11 protein-coding genes and 1 pseudogene are annotated in these 16,440 nt (G+C 69.8%); 6 read left to right on the forward strand and 6 right to left on the reverse strand.

Annotated elements, in window-relative coordinates; all coding sequences use genetic code 11:
* Window positions 1-276: 276 nt before the first annotated feature.
* A complete protein-coding gene (locus tag ACGFR7_RS29400; RefSeq protein ID WP_393325096.1) occupies window positions 277-3,045 on the reverse strand; it encodes a LuxR C-terminal-related transcriptional regulator in 2,769 nt (922 codons plus the stop codon).
* 42 nt (window positions 3,046-3,087) lie between these two features.
* A pseudogene (locus ACGFR7_RS29405) lies at window positions 3,088-3,503 on the reverse strand (hypothetical protein).
* A gap of 377 nt (window positions 3,504-3,880) precedes the next feature.
* On the opposite strand from ACGFR7_RS29405, the gene ACGFR7_RS29410 reads away from it, so the two are divergent.
* Window positions 3,881-4,051, forward strand: a complete 171-nt coding sequence (locus tag ACGFR7_RS29410) for a hypothetical protein (protein WP_350248953.1) — start codon at window positions 3,881-3,883, stop codon at window positions 4,049-4,051.
* A gap of 70 nt (window positions 4,052-4,121) precedes the next feature.
* On the opposite strand, the gene ACGFR7_RS29415 is transcribed toward ACGFR7_RS29410, so the two are convergent.
* The 3 genes from ACGFR7_RS29415 to ACGFR7_RS29425 form a co-directional block, all read right to left on the reverse strand.
* On the reverse strand, window positions 4,122-4,463 hold the full coding sequence (locus ACGFR7_RS29415) for an MmcQ/YjbR family DNA-binding protein (RefSeq protein ID WP_393325247.1): 342 nt from the start codon (window positions 4,461-4,463) through the stop codon (window positions 4,122-4,124).
* An 83-nt stretch (window positions 4,464-4,546) separates the two neighbouring features.
* A complete protein-coding gene (locus ACGFR7_RS29420) occupies window positions 4,547-5,044 on the reverse strand; it encodes a potassium channel family protein (RefSeq protein ID WP_393325098.1) in 498 nt (165 codons plus the stop codon).
* Between the two features lie 131 nt (window positions 5,045-5,175).
* A complete protein-coding gene (locus ACGFR7_RS29425) occupies window positions 5,176-6,144 on the reverse strand; it encodes a trypsin-like serine peptidase (RefSeq protein ID WP_393325100.1) in 969 nt (322 codons plus the stop codon).
* Between the two features lie 329 nt (window positions 6,145-6,473).
* Between ACGFR7_RS29425 and ACGFR7_RS29430 the strand changes: the two genes are divergently transcribed.
* The 5 genes from ACGFR7_RS29430 (at window position 6,474) to ACGFR7_RS29450 (ending at window position 14,619) form a co-directional block, all read left to right on the forward strand.
* Window positions 6,474-8,309 carry a glycoside hydrolase family 15 protein gene (locus ACGFR7_RS29430; RefSeq protein WP_393325102.1) on the forward strand — a complete coding sequence of 612 codons (1,836 nt, stop codon included), beginning with the start codon at window positions 6,474-6,476 and terminating at the stop codon, window positions 8,307-8,309.
* Window positions 8,310-8,765: 456 nt separating this feature from the next.
* Window positions 8,766-10,559 carry a coagulation factor 5/8 type domain-containing protein gene (locus tag ACGFR7_RS29435; protein ID WP_393325104.1) on the forward strand — a complete coding sequence of 598 codons (1,794 nt, stop codon included), beginning with the start codon at window positions 8,766-8,768 and terminating at the stop codon, window positions 10,557-10,559.
* A gap of 208 nt (window positions 10,560-10,767) precedes the next feature.
* Window positions 10,768-12,174, forward strand: a complete 1,407-nt coding sequence (locus ACGFR7_RS29440; RefSeq protein WP_393325106.1) for a purine-cytosine permease family protein — start codon at window positions 10,768-10,770, stop codon at window positions 12,172-12,174.
* Between the two features lie 341 nt (window positions 12,175-12,515).
* Complete coding sequence (locus tag ACGFR7_RS29445) at window positions 12,516-13,613, forward strand: type II CAAX prenyl endopeptidase Rce1 family protein (RefSeq protein WP_393325108.1); 1,098 nt, start codon at window positions 12,516-12,518, stop codon at window positions 13,611-13,613.
* A 568-nt stretch (window positions 13,614-14,181) separates the two neighbouring features.
* Entirely contained in the window at window positions 14,182-14,619 is a 438-nt protein-coding gene (locus ACGFR7_RS29450; protein ID WP_393325110.1) for an ATP-binding protein, read from the forward strand.
* Window positions 14,620-14,937: 318 nt separating this feature from the next.
* Here the strand turns inward: ACGFR7_RS29450 and fabV are convergent, their stop codons facing one another.
* Window positions 14,938-16,146, reverse strand: coding sequence for an enoyl-[acyl-carrier-protein] reductase FabV (fabV, locus tag ACGFR7_RS29455; protein WP_393325111.1), 1,209 nt, complete (start codon window positions 16,144-16,146; stop codon window positions 14,938-14,940).
* Window positions 16,147-16,440: the final 294 nt, after the last annotated feature.

A 16,440-nucleotide genomic window follows, 5' to 3' on the forward strand; every position in this document is an offset into this window, starting at 1 on the left:
CCTGACCTTGTCCCTGCGACGGCCGTGCCCGTTCCTGTGGTGAGGGTCCGGGCGAGGGGCCTTTGCGGGGTGGCCGGGGGCGGGTCCGGGATGACCGGCCGCCCCCTCGGGTGCGCTCTCCCGCTCAGCCTCCGACGCCGTGTGGGTCTCCGCATCGGTCGGATGACCGGTGAGTTGTGCGCGTGACGAAACCACCGGTGCCAGGGAGGGGACGATCGACGGGATCCGGGCCGGCCCCGGCCCGCCTGCTCGCGATCGGCGTGGTCGCCCCTGCGATCAGGGGCGGGGGTCGGCGCCCGCTGCCCGTCCCGCGGCCCGGACGGCGATCTGCGTACGGGATCTGACCCCCCACTTGTCCCGGACCCGGTCCAGATGGCTGGCCACGGTGCTCTTGGAGAGGCCCAGATGCGAGGCGATCTGCTGGTTGGTCAGCCCCTCGGCGACCAGTCGGGCGACCGTCGACTCACGTCCGGTCAGCGGGGGCTGCCCGGCCACGCCGCCTCGTCCGGGCAGCCCTTCATGATCACTGTCGTGCTCTGCGGAACGGGCGGCCTCGCCGTCGCGTCCCGCGGAACGGACGTGTTCACTGTCGCCTCCCGTGGAACGGAGCTGCGTGCCGCGCAGCGCATACGCGACCAACCGCGTGCCCCGCAGCCGGCGACCGGCCGCCATCGCCGCACTGACACCGGACGGCGGAACCCCCTCCTTGGCCCGCGCCACGGCCGCCTCCACCCGCTCCCACCAGTGCGCCTCCGGCTCCGTGTCGATCCGCCGCCGTATCGCGGCGGCCGCCGCGTACAGCCGTAGCGAGCGCTCCAGGTCCCCCCGCTCGGCCGACACGATGGCCAGCCCTTCCAGCGGGTAGAGCGTGTGGTAGCTCTCGCCGGGCGGCGTCTTGAGCAGCACTTCGGCGAACCTGCGCTCGGCGGCGTCCACGTCGCCCTGCGCCAGCCGGATCGCGCCTGCGGTGTGCAGAGCGGCCGTCAACTGCCCCTGCGGTGCCCGTGCTTCCAGCTCGGGAAGGCACTTCTGCATCAGCTCCTCGGCCTGCACGGTCCCGCCCGTGTGGAGCAGCGCCCACGCCAGATGGTGCCGGCAGAGCGCGAGGTCCCGTGGACGGCCGAGCGCATGGACCACATCGAGGCATTCGGCGAAAACGGCGACGGCCTCGGAGAACTCGCCCCGGCACAGCCGGGCGGCCGCCAGTGCGTCCAGAGCATTGGCCGTCCCGGCCGGATGCCGCCCGCTGCGCCCGGCGGCGACGGCCTCTTGAGCGAAGGCGAGGGCCGCGGCATGGTCGTCCTGCAGACAGGCCGACCGCGCGGCCAGCGCCAACGCCGCTCCGCGGTCCTCGTGGTCCGGCGCCCGCTCCAAGACCTCCGACAGCAGCGTGCGCGCGGCCGTCAACTGCTCCTGCTGGTACTGCAAACGGGCCAGCGCGACCGCAAGGGGGAGGTAGCGGCGGTCGGAACGGGACGCGGCGTGGGTGACGGCCGCCGCGAGGTTCCCCTGCTCCTGGGCGAGGGGCCCCTCGGCGGTGTCGGGGAACGTCTCCGGCGCGACGGCTCCCGCGGCCTGTTCCATCAGCCAGTCCAGTGCCCGGTCCCACGTGTCCTGCAGCTCCCCGGCTTCCGCGAGCCGTTCCATTCCGTAGGCCCGGATGGCACTCAGCTGCCGGAACCTCGCCGTGCCCCGTGGCTCATCCCCCCGTACCCTCACGACCAGAGACTTGGCCTCCAGCGCGCAGATCACGCGCAACACCTGCTCCCGGCGCACGAGGGTGTGCGGGCCCCGGCGACCGGCTGTTTCCGTGCGGTGTACGTCGCGCACGTCGCCCCACCGGCTCCCGCCCTCCCCGTCGGCGCAGACCGCGGCAGCGCCCTGCGCGTCGAAGCCGCCTCCGAGCACCGACAGCCGCCGGAAGACCACTCTCTCCAGCGGATCCAGCAGGCGGTGACTCCAGTCGATCGCCGCCCCCAACTCGCGATGCCGGCCCGGCCCGGTCCTCCTGCCGTCGGTCAGCAGGGACAGCTGATCGTCGAGACCGTGCAGAATGCCCGGCAGGGAGAGCGACCCCGCCCTGCCCGCCGCCAGTTCGATGGCCAGTGGCAGCCCGTCCAGCCGCCGGCAGATCTCGGCCACCGTACGGGCTTCATCAGGCCCGAGCCCGAACTCCGCGTCGCTCGTCCGGGCGCGCTCCAGGAACAGCCTGACCGCCTCCGACCGCAGCGGCTCGGCGGAGCCGTGGTCCCCGTCCGGCGGGGAGAGCGACAATTCGCCGACACGGAACACAACCTCGCCGGGGACGCGCAGGGTCTCCCGGCTGGTGGCGAGAATCCGCAGCCGGGGGCAACGGGCGAGCAGCGTCTCGGCCAGCCGCGCGCAGGCGTCCGCCAGATGCTCACAATTGTCCAGCACGACCAGCACCGTGCGCGTGCCCAGCGCATGGACCAATGCCTCGACGCCTGCCCGGCCGCCGCGCTCGCGTACCCCGAGGGCGGTAGCGAGCGCCTGCGGCAGCAGCGTGCCGTCCTCCAGCGATTCGAGCGCCACCCAGTGGGCCCGGCCCGCGCGGGCGCCCCGGACACCACCCGCCAGCTCCAGCGCCAGACGTGTCTTGCCCACGCCGCCCGGGCCCGTCAGCGTCAGGAGGCGCGCGGATCGCAGCAGCGTACGTATCCGCGACAGCTCTCGCTCACGACCCACGAACACGTCGAGCGCGGGCGGCAGTCCCCGCCCCGGAAGCTCCGCTCGGGGCGGGGCACGACGCTCCGCGCGCTGCCGGAACGCGCGTTGCCGACAGGCACGGGAGCAGTACCGCGCGGGCCGGCCGCCGGCAGGCGTGCCACCGCCCCCACTCGCGCCACCGCCGGCCGTTGCCCTGCCGCCTGCAGCCACGCCACTGCCCGCAGCCGTTCCGCCGCCCGCAGCCGTGCCGCGGCCCGCGGTAGTGCCGCCGCTCGCGGCCCGGGGAGGCGCCGGGAGCGGCGCACCACATGCTTCACATCCCCGCGCCGTCGTCACACCAGGCATCCTGCCCAACATCTGTCAGTCGCACCAGCGTTGCCCTGGAGGACCGTCCCCGGGTCACGTCGTCGCTGCCCCCGCCCCTGCCTGTTCCCACGGGACGACCACGACCTGCTCGTCATCCTCGTAAATGATCCTTCCGGGGTCCGTGGACTCGATCCGCTCGCAGGGCACGTGATGCGCGGCCAGGAGCTCCAGATATCCGTCCACCCGGTCGATGAGATGCACGGCATGGGCCTTGAACCAGGCCACCGCCCCGGGGTTGAGGTCCCGGTCGTAGACCGTGGGGTCGATGTCCGAGGGGTTGGTGAAGTGGGCGTCGTACCAGTCGTTGCCGGCCCGCCAGAAGCGGTGCTGCTCGTCGCTCAACTTGCCCTCCCGGGCAAGACCGTTGGCTTGAGGCCGAAGACGCCGGGGAAGCTCCCTCTCGGGTTGCGCCTGGTCCCCTGAAACCTTACGTACAGCGGTCTGCTCACGAAGTCTCCTCCCACTGCGCCGAGCCGATGTCTGCCGAGAACGAGGATGACCGGCTGCGGCTGACGCGTTCCCAGGGGACGGAGCGCATGAGATGACGCACACCTGCGGGACGTGCGCGCTTCGGTCCTTGACGAGTGGCGGCCCCTCACCTGCGGTTGGGGTGAACGCACCGCACAGGTCTCGGGCTCTGGGATGATCTTTGCGTGCTCGCCGCGCTCATGACACGATGTCCAGCGCCCGCGCGGGGGAGCGGCGGACGAGTGGGGAAAACCTCCCTTGGTGCACCGACTATGCAACTGTGGTGCTCCCTACTTCCCAGGGCGGCGAGAAGCCTTCAAGCCGCAGTCACAGAATCACTAGGGAACGGGACACCGACATGACCATCTCCACGCACACCTCTACGCACACCTCCAGCCCCACCCCCATCTACGAAGAGCTCGTCGAGGAGCACGGAGACATCCTCGCCGAGGCTCGCGAGGCCGCCGAGCGTTCCCAGCAGACGGCGTCCCAGGCACTGGACTGGAGCGACCTGCGCCGCCGCCCGTGAGAGGCGGCCCTGCTGACGGCCGGCGTCGATGAGATCGGCAAGACATGTCCGCTCAGCAGGGCGTGCCGACTCAGTCCGTTCGGGGAAAAGCATCCACCAGCCGCGTCGGAGCTGCTTGCTTCCAGGAGTCCACGAGGATGTCCCGCAGCTCGTCGATGTCCTCCAAAGCGGCCAGCCGTACCCTCACCCAGGCGGAGCCGGCTTCGTGCGGCGGTACCCAGAATTTCGCCGGCTCCGCGGCAATCAACTCTTCCCGCTCGTGCCGCGGGCATCGCACGGCGAACGAGGTCTCGTCGTCGGGAATCGTGAGGAACATCTTTCCGGCGACCCGGAATGTGGGCATCTCCCAGGCCTCCTTCTCCACCGTCTCGGGCAGGGAAAGGGCGATACGGCGGACATCGGCGGAATTCATCACGGCCACCAGCTTAGACAAGAGTCCGCCCGCTGAGACATGGACAGGCAAGGAGCCAAGTCAAGGACCGCAACGCCCCTCGGTCAAGAAGGGGAGTGGGAACCCTTGTCCCGGATCAGGTTCTCCACGTGGTCGAAGCGCGTGTGCAGCGTATGCAGTTCCGAGCGGAGCGCTTCCGCATCCTCGCGTGCGTAATTCCCCACCGCCTTGCCCACGCGGATGACGTCCTGCTCCGCGCGCCCGACGAACCAGGTGGCGAGGGCAGCCGTGATGACCCCGAACGCCGTGATGGCGCTGAGCATCAGGAGCGAAGCAATGACGCGGCCCCACAGCGTGACCGGATAGAAATCCCCGTAACCCACCGTGGTCGCCGTCTCGATCGACCACCACAAAGCCCTCGGGTACGACGTGATATTGGCGTGCGGCGCGCCGGATTCGGCGACCACGACCAGAGCGGCACCTCCGAGAAGTACCGCGGTCATGACCAGCGTGACCCAGAACGCCGCCCGTGCATGAAGCCGGCGCCACGATTCATTGCCGAAGAGGCGGTTCAGCACGGACGAGAGAAACGACGGCACCAACGGGCGTCACCTTCCACTGCGGGTCTGGTGGGAAACCAGCCGTTAGCCATCGCTGACCTTAACGCGGACAGGAACGCTGACATCGAGGCGACATGAACAGGGCCCGGGGAAATGCCCGGAGACGTCCACGATCACTTCGACGGCGGATCCTGGCGCGGTACGGCAGGGGTATCACCGTGCACCGCGTGCGCATAGAGCGCCAGGGTGTCGGCCGTGAAGTAGGAGCTGTAGGAGACGTCCGGGAAGTCGCCGCCGGTGTGGTAGCCGCCGATGACGCCGATCAGGGCGTAGCCGGTGAAGTCCCGTACCAGGAACGGCCCGCCGGAGGTGCCGCCGATATAGCCCGCGCAGGCAATCTCCAGGAAGTCCCCGGGCGCGGCCGGGTCGGTGCTGGTGTAGCGGTGTGTGGAGGAGGTGCAGTCCAGCGGTTTGGGATGGCTGGTGTCGTTGTTGCCGGGGTAGCCGATGAGCCGTACCTTCCGGTGGTCGTACCCCGGGTACGGGAGCAGGTCGAAGCCGCCGGCCACTTCCTCCACCTCCCGCCCGTCGCTCCTCGCCCCCAGCCGCACGACCGCGTAGTCCCAGCGGGCCCCCGCGCCGGTACCGAGGTCGTCATACCGCTGGTCGAGGTAGACGCGGTCGACGGGGTAGATCCCGTGCGGTGTGAGCCCGTCGTGGTATTGGGGCACGAACGAGAGGTGTCGTTTCGGGTCGGGGGCGCGCAGACAGTGCGCGGCGCTGACCACGAGGTTGTGACGCGGGCTGCGCACGACCGTGCCGCCGCAGAACCGGCCGGTGTTGCTGCCGTCCGTCCAGAAGAACGTCCCCACCTGGGGGAGTCCGTCGAACGGGTGGCTCGGCGGAGTGGGGCCCGCTGCCCGGTGCGGCGCTTTGGAACTCCTGGTGACGACGGCGGGCTGTGCGGCCCGCATCCGCTGCGGGGTCCAGTAGGTGCCGGCCGACGCGGCACGGTGAGCGGGGCCGGCCGGCGCACCCGCTGCGTGTGCGAGGGGCCCGGGCGCGAGGGCGAGCGACATTCCGAGGAGCAGGGTGGTGAGCAGCAGGGCGAGGCGGCCGTGTGCGGCAGTCGGTCTGCTCATGGTCCGGGTCCTTCCCAGGGCATGGCGTACGGAACGGGGCAGGCGCAAGGCGAGCGTGCCATCGTCCTACGGCGGAGGGGCGCAGCGCGAGAGGCCGGGCCGGAATCGCCGCTTCCCGCCAGGTGGACTTCGGGCAGCCGCGGTCGACGTAGCCAGGCCCGGACCGGTGGCCGGCGGCAGCGGCCTTGCCGACTCCCTCCGTGAGCACGGAACACGCACAGTGACTCCTCAGCGGGCGGCCCCGAGCGCACACCGCTCGCTCGCCGCCCGCGACGGCGTGGAGGTAACCTGAATCCACTGCTCCTGCAGCCCCCGTCCGGGGAGGTCGTATGACCGCCGCTGTGAGCCTCCGCCCCAGCAAGGCGGACGCACTCCGCTACACCCCCATCGCCGAGCACGGCCTGATCGGGGACATGCGTACGGCCGCTCTCGTCGGCACCAACGGCACCATCGACTGGTATTGCTGCACACGCTTCGACGCCCCCAGTGTCTTCGCGGCGATCCTCGACGCCGACCGGGGCGGGGCCTTCGAGCTGGCCCCGGATGTTCCCGCCCGGACGAAGCAGTTCTACTTCCCCGACACCAACATCCTGATCACGCGGTTCTTCGCGGACCACGGTGTCGGCGAGGTCCAGGACTTCATGCCGATCGCCGACGGCTCCCATGAGGCGGACCGCCACCGGCTGATCCGGCGGGTGCTCTGCGTGCGCGGGGCCCTGCCGTTCACCGCACGGGTGGCCCCGCGCTTCGACTACGGGCGCAGTACGCACACCGTGAGTGCGCGGCAGGGCCAGACCGTGTTCGACTCCCCGGATCTCTCACTGGCGCTGACGTCCAGCGTTCCGGTCGAGATCGACGGCCCGGACGCCACGGCCTCGTTCCTGCTGGGAGAGGGCGAGTTCGCCGTTTTCGCGCTCGACCGGATCGGCGGCGGGGTGGAGCCGCGGGCGTGCCCGCTGGCGGAGGCGGAGGACCTGTTCGGTGCCACGGTGCGGTATTGGCGCACCTGGCTGTCGCACTCCCGCTACCGAGGGCGCTGGCGGGAGATGGTGCACCGCTCCGCGCTCACCCTCAAGCTCCTCACGTACGCCCCGACCGGCGCCATCGTGGCCGCTCCCACCACCAGCCTGCCCGAACAGGTCGGCGGCGAGCGCAACTGGGACTACCGCTATGCATGGGTGAGGGACGCCGCGTTCTGCATCTACGCACTGCTCAGACTGGGCTTCACCGATGAGGCCAAGGCCTTTGTGCACTTCCTGTCCGAGAACATCGCCCTCAACGACGGTTCCGACGGTCCGCTGCAGATCATGTACGGCATCGACGGCCGCAGCGAACTCCCCGAGCAAGAACTCCCGCACTGGGAAGGGCATCTGGGCTCGTCGCCCGTCCGGATCGGCAACGAGGCCGTCCACCAGCTCCAACTGGACATCTACGGCGCCCTCATCGACTCGCTCTACCTCTACGACAAATGGGGGGAGCCGCTGCACAGCGGGCATTGGGCCACCATCGGCACGCTGGTCAACTGGGTCTGCGAGAACTGGGACCAGCCGGACGAAGGCATCTGGGAGACGCGCAGCAAGTCCCAGCGCTTCCTGTACTCGCAGCTGATGTGCTGGGTGGCGATCGAGCGCGCGATACGCATCGCCACCCACCGGGGCCTGCCGGCGGACATGCCCCGTTGGGCACATGCCCGCGACGCGATCTACCAGCGGATCATGGAGAGTGGCTGGTCCAGCAGGCGGAAGGCATTTGTCCAGCACGAGGGTGACGAGGTCCTCGACGCGTCCGTCCTGATGATGCCGCTGGCCAAGTTCATCTCTCCCACCGACCCGAAGTGGCTCTCCACCCTGGATGCGCTGGGCGAGGAGCTGGTGTCCGATTCCCTGGTCTACCGCTATGACCCCCGCCGCAGCCCCGACGGCCTGCGGGGCGAGGAGGGCACCTTCTCGATCTGCTCGTTCTGGTATGTCGAGGCGCTGTCCCGCGCCGGCCGGGTGGACGAGGCCCGGCTCGCCTTCGAGAAGATGCTCACCTACGCCAATCACCTCGGGCTGTACGCCGAAGAGATCGGCCACACCGGCGAACAGATCGGCAACTTCCCCCAGGCCTTCACCCATCTCGGCCTCATCAGCGCCGCATTCAACCTTGACCGGGCCCTGGGCTGACGCACTGCACCACCCTGCGGGAGGCGGGCGGTGGGAGGCGGGGTGCACCGCATGGGTGCCGACGCCTCAAGACCCGGGGCGTCGGTTCAAGATCTGAAATGTCGGTCAGATGGGGAGAGCGGTCATTGCGCCGCGGCGTCCGGTGCGCACCACGTGGCGTCCGGGGCAGGGGAGATTTGTGGCATGGGCATGACCCCGCAGTTTACGCACACCCCGCCGCGCCGCATCCCACTGACATTTACTGAACGCGGAGCGGGCTGCGTCACGACACTCCGGATCGGGTCGGTTCGGCAGTAACATGCCCAAAACGGCTGTTATTTGACGATCCATCAGAGGTGAACCTCTGGAATCCCGACAGAAGTCTTGACGCACCTTTCCCAGGTGATGAACATGCATCGGGCAAGAGAGCGCTCCCATGAACATCATTCGTTCACTTCCTGAATCAGGAGAGCCGCTATGCCCACACCCCCCACCGATGCTCCGGCGTCCTCCGCGTCCACGCCCTCACGCCGCAGAGTCCTGGCCGCGATGGCAGCCGCGCTCCCCGCCGCAAGCCTGCCGGTCCTTTCCTCCCGGGCGTCCGCGGCGCCGGCTGCCGCCGGGCTGCCGGGCGGCGGCGACCTCGGCCCCCACGTGCTGGTCTTCGAGCCCGCCACGCCCGACATCCAAGGCACGCTCGACGAGATCTTCCGGCGGCAGGAGTCGGCCCAGTTCGGCGACGGGAGGTACCAACTCCTCTTCAGGCCGGGCACCTACAACGGACTCAACGCCCAGCTCGGCTTCTACACCTCCATCGCCGGCCTCGGGCTGTCGCCCGACGACACCACCTTCAACGGTGATGTGACCGTGGACGCCGGCTGGTTCAACGGCAATGCGACACAAAACTTCTGGCGCTCGGCGGAAAACCTCGCGCTCCGCCCCGTCAACGGCACCAACCGGTGGGCGGTGGCCCAGGCGGCACCGTTCCGGCGGATGCACGTCAAGGGCGGGCTGAACCTGGCACCCGACGGCTACGGCTGGGCCAGCGGCGGCTATATCGCCGACAGCCGTATCGACGGCACGGTGAGCCCGTACTCGCAGCAGCAGTGGTACAGCCGCGACAGTTCCGTGGGCGGCTGGAACAACGCCGTGTGGAACATGGTGTTCTCGGGGGTCGAGGGAGCCCCCGCGCAGACCTTCCCCAACCCCCCGTACACCACGCTCGACACCACCCCGGTCTCCCGTGAAAAGCCGTTCCTCTACCTCGACGGGGCCGACTACCGGGTCTTCCTGCCCGAGAAGCGCACCAACGCCCGCGGCACCACCTGGGGAAACGGCACACCACGAGGCCAGTCCCTGCCGCTCGGACAGTTCTATGTGGCCAAACCCGGCGTTGCCGCGGCGACCCTCAACGCCGCGCTGGCACAAGGCCTCAACGTGCTGCTCACACCCGGGATTTACCACCTCGACCGGCCGATCGACGTCCAGCGCCCGAACGCCGTGGTCCTGGGGCTGGGGTATGCGACCCTCGTTCCGGACAACGGTGTCACGGCCGTGAAGGTCGCCGACGTCGACGGTGTACGGCTCGCCGGATTTTTGATCGATGCAGGACCGGTCAACTCCACCACGCTGCTGGAGGTCGGCCCCGAGGGCGCTTCCGCAAGCCACGCCGCCAACCCGACCACGGTTCAGGACGTCTTCATCCGGATCGGCGGGGCGGGCGCCGGCAAGGCGACCACCAGCATGGTGATCAACAGCAACCACACGATCGTCGATCACACCTGGGTCTGGCGCGCCGACCACGGGGACGGTGTGGGCTGGGAGACCAACCGGGCCGACTACGGGGTCCGGGTCAACGGCGATGACGTCGTGGCGACCGGGCTCTTCGTCGAGCACTTCAACAAGTACGACGTGGAGTGGCGCGGCGAGCGCGGACGCACGGTCTTCTTCCAGAACGAGAAGGCGTACGACGCACCCAACCAGGCCGCGGTACAGAACGGCAGCACCAAGGGGTACGCCGCGTACAAGATCGCTGACGGGGTGACCACGCACGAAGGGTGGGGCCTGGGCAGCTACTGCTACTACAACGTGGATCCCACCATCCGCCAGGACCACGGCTTCGCGGCCCCGGAGAAGCCGGGCGTGCGGCTCCACGATCTGCTCGTGGTCTCCCTCGGCGGCAAGGGGCAGTACGAGCACGTGATCAACGGCATCGGCGCCCCCACCTCGGGCACCTCGACGGTGCCGTCGACCCTGGTGTCCTATCCCTGATCCCTGCTCCCTGATCTGACCCTCGGGTTCCTCAGGCCCCTCAGGGTTCCTCGGATGTCGTGATCACCGACCGCCCCCTGGGACGGCGCCTGCCTCCGTTCGACCCTGGCCGGCGGCACCGTACCGGGGGCCGCGCCAGGGGGCCGTGACGGACGGGCCGACCGCCCGGCCTACCGTAGGGCGGCGCATCTGTTGAGCCTGGAGAGTCATGACCATCGAAGAATCCGCCTTCCGAGGGCGGATGCCTGCCCGGACCGGTGACCTGGCGGTCGAACGGCACGGCATCGAGCCGGTGCCCGAAAACAACCGCTACGGAAAGTCTGCCCGCCTTTTCACCGTGTGGTTCGCCCCCAACCTCACGATGACCGGAGTGTTCTCCGGCACCGTGGGCATCTCCCTGGGGCTGGACTTCTGGACGGCCCTCACGGCCATGGTGCTCGGCACGATCGTCGGCGCGGTACCCGCCGCCTACCTCGGCACCTGGGGCAGCCAGACCGGGACCGGTCAGCTACCGCTGTCGCGGCTGGCCTTCGGCCGTGGCGTGGCGCTGCCCGGCATCATGCAGTGGCTCTCCTCCGTCGCCTGGGACGCACTGATCGGCCTCTTCGGCGGTGAGGCGCTGGCCCAGCTGCTCGGCTGGCCGTTCTGGCTGGGCGCGCTGGTGGTCCTGCTGCTCCAGGGAGCCGTCGGCGTCTTCGGCTACGAGGCGCTCCATCAGCTCCAAACGGTGATGACCTTTGTGCTGGGCGCCGCATTCCTGGTCCTGAGCGTCAAGCTGCTGTCCGGTGTGCCGCTTCCCGTAACGGGCTCCGCGCACGGTGCCGATCGCCTCGGTGCCTTTGTCCTGACCAGCACCGTCGCGCTGAGTCTGGCCATCTCGTGGGCCCCGTACGCGTCGGACTTCAGCCGCTACCTGCCCCGTGCGACCTCCCGGCCCAGGATGTTCTGGTACTCCGTGCTCGGCATGGTGCTCTCGTTCGCCTGGGTGCAGGCCCTTGGACTGTGGGGAGCCAAGCTGTTCACCGATCAGACCGCTGCCGGGGTGCACGGACTGCTGGGCGGCGGGGTCCTCGGCGCCTTCGGCCTGCTGGCCATTGCGGCCGCTGCCGTGTGCAGCAACGCCATGAACGATTACAGCGGCTCCCTGGCGCTCCAGACGGCCGGTATACGGATCCCCCGGCCGCTCGCCGCGGCGGCAGCGGCCGTACTCGGATTCCTGCTGGTGCTGTGGATGCACGCCGCGGACACCGCGATGCGCTTCCAGAACCTGCTGCTGTTCGTGGGTTACTGGATCCCCGGATTCGTGGGCATCGTGCTCGTCGACGCGAGGCTGCGCGCCAAGGCCCGTCGCGGCGCGCCGATCGACGTCGAGGCCGAGTTCGCCCGCCCTCAGCCGTGGTGGCCCGCGTGCCTCGCTTTTGCCATCGCGTTCGCCGCGGCGGTGCCCTTCATGGACACGACCCTGTTCGTCGGGCCGGTCGCGGCCGCACTGCACGGCGCCGATCTTGCGTACTACGTCGCGTTCATCGTTTCCGTGGCGGTCTATGTCCCGTTGAGGCTCTTTGCGAGTGCGAGTGCGGCACGCACGGCGCGTACGGCACGCGAGGGGCAGTAGCCGGCCGTGGTCCGCCCCCTTCGCGTACGGCTGCTGGGCCGGGGGATGTAGTCCCCGGCGCCGGTAGGTCATGCCCCAGGAGGGTTTGAGGAGCCGTTCGTGTCGGGCGCGACGGTGGGCGGCTTCTTGGGCGATGCCGCGGGCACACGTAGCTCTCGAAGAGCTTGCGGGGTGCGGCGGTCCGGTGTCCGCCCGGTGCCCGGTGCAGGTGCCGGGGTGACGAACCCCACCACCTGCCCGGTTCGATGCGCAGGGACGACCCCGGCGCACCGGCCAGGACGCGTCCGGGCATATCCGGATGCACCCGGACGCCCCTCCCGCCGAACGTGAAGGGAGAGCCGATGGCTACGACCTACGGCACGACGCCGGCTGGGGGCTCCGTGGGGCGGGCCTGGGGGAGAGCCCTCCTCGGCGGTGCGGTGATGGCGTGTGCACTGGGAGCGGGGAATGCGCTGGGGGAGGTGTTCGCCCGGGTGCTCGGTGCCGACGGTCCGGTGCGGCAGCTGCTGCCTGCCGCGCTGGTGAGTGCGCTGGCCGTCCCCACCGTCATGGGGTTGCGGGCCGCCCGGTCGGCGAGGCGCTGCCCGCTGGGCTTCGGGCCCCTTTCCTCGGCGCCACTCGGCTTCCTCCGCGGCCTGGTCGTCACCGTCTCCTGTGCTGCCGCCGTGCTCGGGGCCGGCACGGCGCTCGGATGGGTCCACTGGTCCGGCTTGGACCCGGCGGCCCTTGCCACGTTCCTGGCGAGCAATGCCGTGGTGGCCGTGCTGCTTGAGGCGCTGCCCGAGGAGGCGACGCTGCGCGGCTATGCCTGGGCCTCGTTGCGCGACCGGCTCGGCGGCGCGGTCTCCGCCCTGGGGGTGACGGCGGTCTTCCTGCTGGTGCCGGCGGCATCCACCGTGGTGCAGGCCGGGGTGTCCCGGTTGGTGGGCGTGGCGTCCCCGCCGATGGGCCTCACCCCCGAGGGGCAGGATCCGATCGCCTACCTGGTGTTGCTCTCGGTCTTCGGGCTCACGCTGGTGGCTGCCCGGACGGCACCGGGAGTCGCGCCGCTGTGGGCGGCGATCGGTACCCATGTGGCCTTCCTGAGCGTCAACCGTGTGGTGTTCGAGGGAGTACAGCGCGGCGCGGGCTGGTCGGCGAGGGTCGCCCCGGCCCATGCCGCGGTGCTGGAACTGGGGTATCTGGCGGCCACGGCGATGGTCTTCGTCGGGGCAAGGCTGGTGGTGTCCCGGATGAGGGCACGGACGCCTCGGCCCGGGAGCCCGTCCGCGGCGACCACACACAGCGTGGGCAACTGGAGCGGCGCCGGCCCGCTGCTCGTTCACGCCGGACGGGAGCTGCCGCCTTCCGGCGTCGAGCGGGTGTGGACGTCCCCCGCCGGCCGGGAGTGGCCGTCACCTGACCGAGGGGCGCGTGTCATTCGACGCAGTGAAGCATAAGGAGCAAGGGCCGCTATAGGTAGTTATGTCCGCATTTTAGTTATGTCCGCATTTTCTTTCCTGAAGAGGAGGAGGCGATCGGCCGGTCGATGCCGAGCCCGGCGCGGTAGTCGGCGGCGGATTCGGTGAGCAATGCGGTAGGCCCTCCGGCCCTGCGCGCAACGACAGGCGAGACCGGCCCTTACCCACCGGCCCGTGAAGCAAACAGGGGTATTGTCCGATTGTTTCCGGCGGATGCGGGCACGCGACTGTCCGGAGGATGATGACGGTGGCTCCGCTTTTGCCGGTGCCGCTTCTCGCGCTGAGCATTTCGGCGCCGACGGTGCGCGGCAGGCCCTCGTGGCCATGACGGAGACCGCCCTGGCCGTCCAGTTGCCGAGGTGGCGTGAGGTGTTCCACACCGCTCCGCTTTTCCTTGTCCGCTCGGGACGGGTGCGGGGCCGGCCTTTCATCGTCAGGGCGAACAAACCATTTCGTCCGACCTCGGAATATTGTGGTTGGTAGCCGGGGAATCGGGAACTCTTTCCGGCCTGAAGGCAAGACGACGCGATATGAGGTGAGCTTTATCATGAGCACCGCCGAGGCTCCTCGCACCATGACGGCGTCGCCGGTGCTGGAGCTTCAACTCGACTGCCGGTCCGAGGCCGTCGGGCCCGCACGCCACCTTGCCGCCACCTTCCTGGAGCAAATGGAGCCCGCCACGGAAAAGGAAACCAGGGAGGCAGTGATCCTGGTCGTCTCCGAACTGGTGACCAATGCGGTGCGGCACGCGGGCGGAAAGACCTGCACGCTGCGGCTGCGGGCGGGCCCGGAATCGGTGGTGGTCGACGTGGGCGATGCCAGCCCGGTGCTCCCTCGCCCCCGCACCCCGGATGTCAGCGGTGAGGGCGGCGGTTTCGGATGGTCAATGGTCTGCCGCATCGCGAGTTCCGTAGAGATCAGGAAAGAGTTGGCCGGTAAAACTGTGACCGCGGTGATTCCCTGTCAGGGGCCCGGCGCGCAGTGACCGGCCAGGCCGTGGCCGAGGAGCCACGGCCTGCGCGCAAAGGTTTTGCCGCGGCGGCCGCCGCTGCGGCGAATGGTCCGCCGCCCGGATTCCTTGACGCGGAAACCGAATGCGCCGCGCAATCCGGGAACTGCCCTGCGTGGCCAGTGCCCCGGCTCTCCCCGTCAGCAAGGGCCGGGGGTGGCCACAGCAGCAAACCCACCACACACAAGAATTCCGAGTCGGTGGTGGCGTAGGCATCGGTGGTTTCGGTGGTGCGGTGGTGCGGTGGTGCGGTGGTGCGGTGGTCTCGGCGGTCCGGTGGTTTCCTGCGGGCAGTCAGGAAGTGGCGTCCGGCCAGGGAACCTGAATCGCGGTCGGGGCGGTGTAGTCGATGCCCGTTACCGCGAAACCGTAGAGGCGCTGGACCTCGGCGTGGAACCAGTCGAGGTCGGCGAGCCGGGCGATCGTCTCGGTGGTGGCCGACTCCCACCTTTCGGTGACGGCGGCCTGGACCGCGCTGTTGAGTTCCCAGCCGTCGAGACGGACCCTGCCGTCCTCATCGGTGTCGAGCGGCCGGACGCCCGTCAGTTGGTCCCACAGGTCGGCCAGCTGCGCGATCGGCGGCACCATGCCCTCGCCGAGTGCGCCGCGCAGCAGGCCGACGTAGAGGGCGATGCCGGGGATGGCGGTGGAGGACTGAGTGACCGCCGCGCCGTTGACGGAGGTCACCGCGCGGCCGCCGACCAGCTTGTCGAGGCGCTCGTCGAGCGCTCTGGCGGTGGCTTCGAGGTGGGACTTGGCGGCGCCGATGGTGCCCTGCCGGTAGATCCCGTCCGTCAGGGGGGATCCGATGTACGACAGGGCTGCCGTGGTGAACCCGTCGGCGAGCAGGCCCCGGTCGGCGAGGCGGTCGACCCACCGTTCCCAGTCCGCGCCGCCCATCACCGCCACGGTCTGTTCGATGTCGTCGTCCTCGGCCGGCGGCGTCTCCACCTCCTTGACCTCCGGAGTTCCGTCACCGTCGAAGACGAGGGTCTTGGTGCGGTACGGCTCGCCGATGGGCTTGAGGACCGAGGCGTAGGTGGCTCCGGTCTCCGGGTCGGTGCGCCGGGGGGCGGCAACCGAGTAGATCAGGTGGTCCAGCCGGCCGAAGCGCTGTCGGAGGAGATCGGCGACCTGCTCCTTCATCTCGTCGGAGAACGCGTCGCCGTTGAGGAACACCATCTCCTGGCCGTGCCGTCGGGCGAGTTCAGCGGTGGCGGCGGTGCGGTACCAGCCGGCCGTGGCGGTGCGGCGCTCGGTGGGGGCCTTCTCGAAGCAGACGCCGATGCCGCGGATTCCCGTATGAGCGAGTCCGGCGATCGTCGCGGCCAGCCCGTAGCCGGCCGAGGAGCCGACGACGAGCGCCACCGGGGCGTCGTCCGGCACATGGGCGGGCGAGGGGGCGGCCTGCCACATCTCCTGCACCAGGCGCTCGCAGCCGGCCGGGTGGGAGTCGAGGAAGAGGAATCCGCGGCTGCGCGGGGTGATGACACGTTCGCTCATGACGCACGTCCTTCGGTTCGTCCGGTTCATCCAGTTCGTGGCGGAGGAGAAGCGGCCGCCACCGGAGCGCGTACCGCGTCCGCCAGTCTGCGCCTCCGCATCTCCCCGTGATCGCTTCGGCGGGCACAGTGTTGGCAAAGTGGTTTTGGAGGTTTTCCCTCGGTTCGTTGTGTGGTGGGTGTTCCATGTGCGCGTGGCGCCGCCCCGGGCCGGCGCCACCGCACCACGATCCGGGCCGATAACACGTGATCTTCACGGTTGCGGAACCACGGAACGCCGTGAACTGACCCGTTG

Origin of the sequence: Streptomyces sp. NPDC048516, from assembly GCF_043199875.1 — a bacterium.
GTDB lineage: Bacteria > Actinomycetota > Actinomycetes > Streptomycetales > Streptomycetaceae > Streptomyces.

What these genes read in the sequence shown, in the direction of transcription:
- ACGFR7_RS29415 (WP_393325247.1), bottom strand. Translation starts at nt 4,463, where the DNA reads ATGAATTCCGCCGATGTCCGCCGTATCGCCCTTTCCCTGCCCGAGACG.
- ACGFR7_RS29440 (WP_393325106.1), top strand. Translation starts at nt 10,768, where the DNA reads ATGACCATCGAAGAATCCGCCTTCCGAGGGCGGATGCCTGCCCGGACC.
- ACGFR7_RS29450 (WP_393325110.1), top strand. Translation starts at nt 14,182, where the DNA reads ATGAGCACCGCCGAGGCTCCTCGCACCATGACGGCGTCGCCGGTGCTG.
- ACGFR7_RS29430 (WP_393325102.1), top strand. Translation starts at nt 6,474, where the DNA reads ATGACCGCCGCTGTGAGCCTCCGCCCCAGCAAGGCGGACGCACTCCGC.
- ACGFR7_RS29425 (WP_393325100.1), bottom strand. Translation starts at nt 6,144, where the DNA reads ATGAGCAGACCGACTGCCGCACACGGCCGCCTCGCCCTGCTGCTCACC.
- ACGFR7_RS29435 (WP_393325104.1), top strand. Translation starts at nt 8,766, where the DNA reads ATGCCCACACCCCCCACCGATGCTCCGGCGTCCTCCGCGTCCACGCCC.
- ACGFR7_RS29400 (WP_393325096.1), bottom strand. Translation starts at nt 3,045, where the DNA reads ATGTTGGGCAGGATGCCTGGTGTGACGACGGCGCGGGGATGTGAAGCA.
- ACGFR7_RS29410 (WP_350248953.1), top strand. Translation starts at nt 3,881, where the DNA reads ATGACCATCTCCACGCACACCTCTACGCACACCTCCAGCCCCACCCCC.
- fabV (WP_393325111.1), bottom strand. Translation starts at nt 16,146, where the DNA reads ATGAGCGAACGTGTCATCACCCCGCGCAGCCGCGGATTCCTCTTCCTC.
- ACGFR7_RS29445 (WP_393325108.1), top strand. Translation starts at nt 12,516, where the DNA reads ATGGCTACGACCTACGGCACGACGCCGGCTGGGGGCTCCGTGGGGCGG.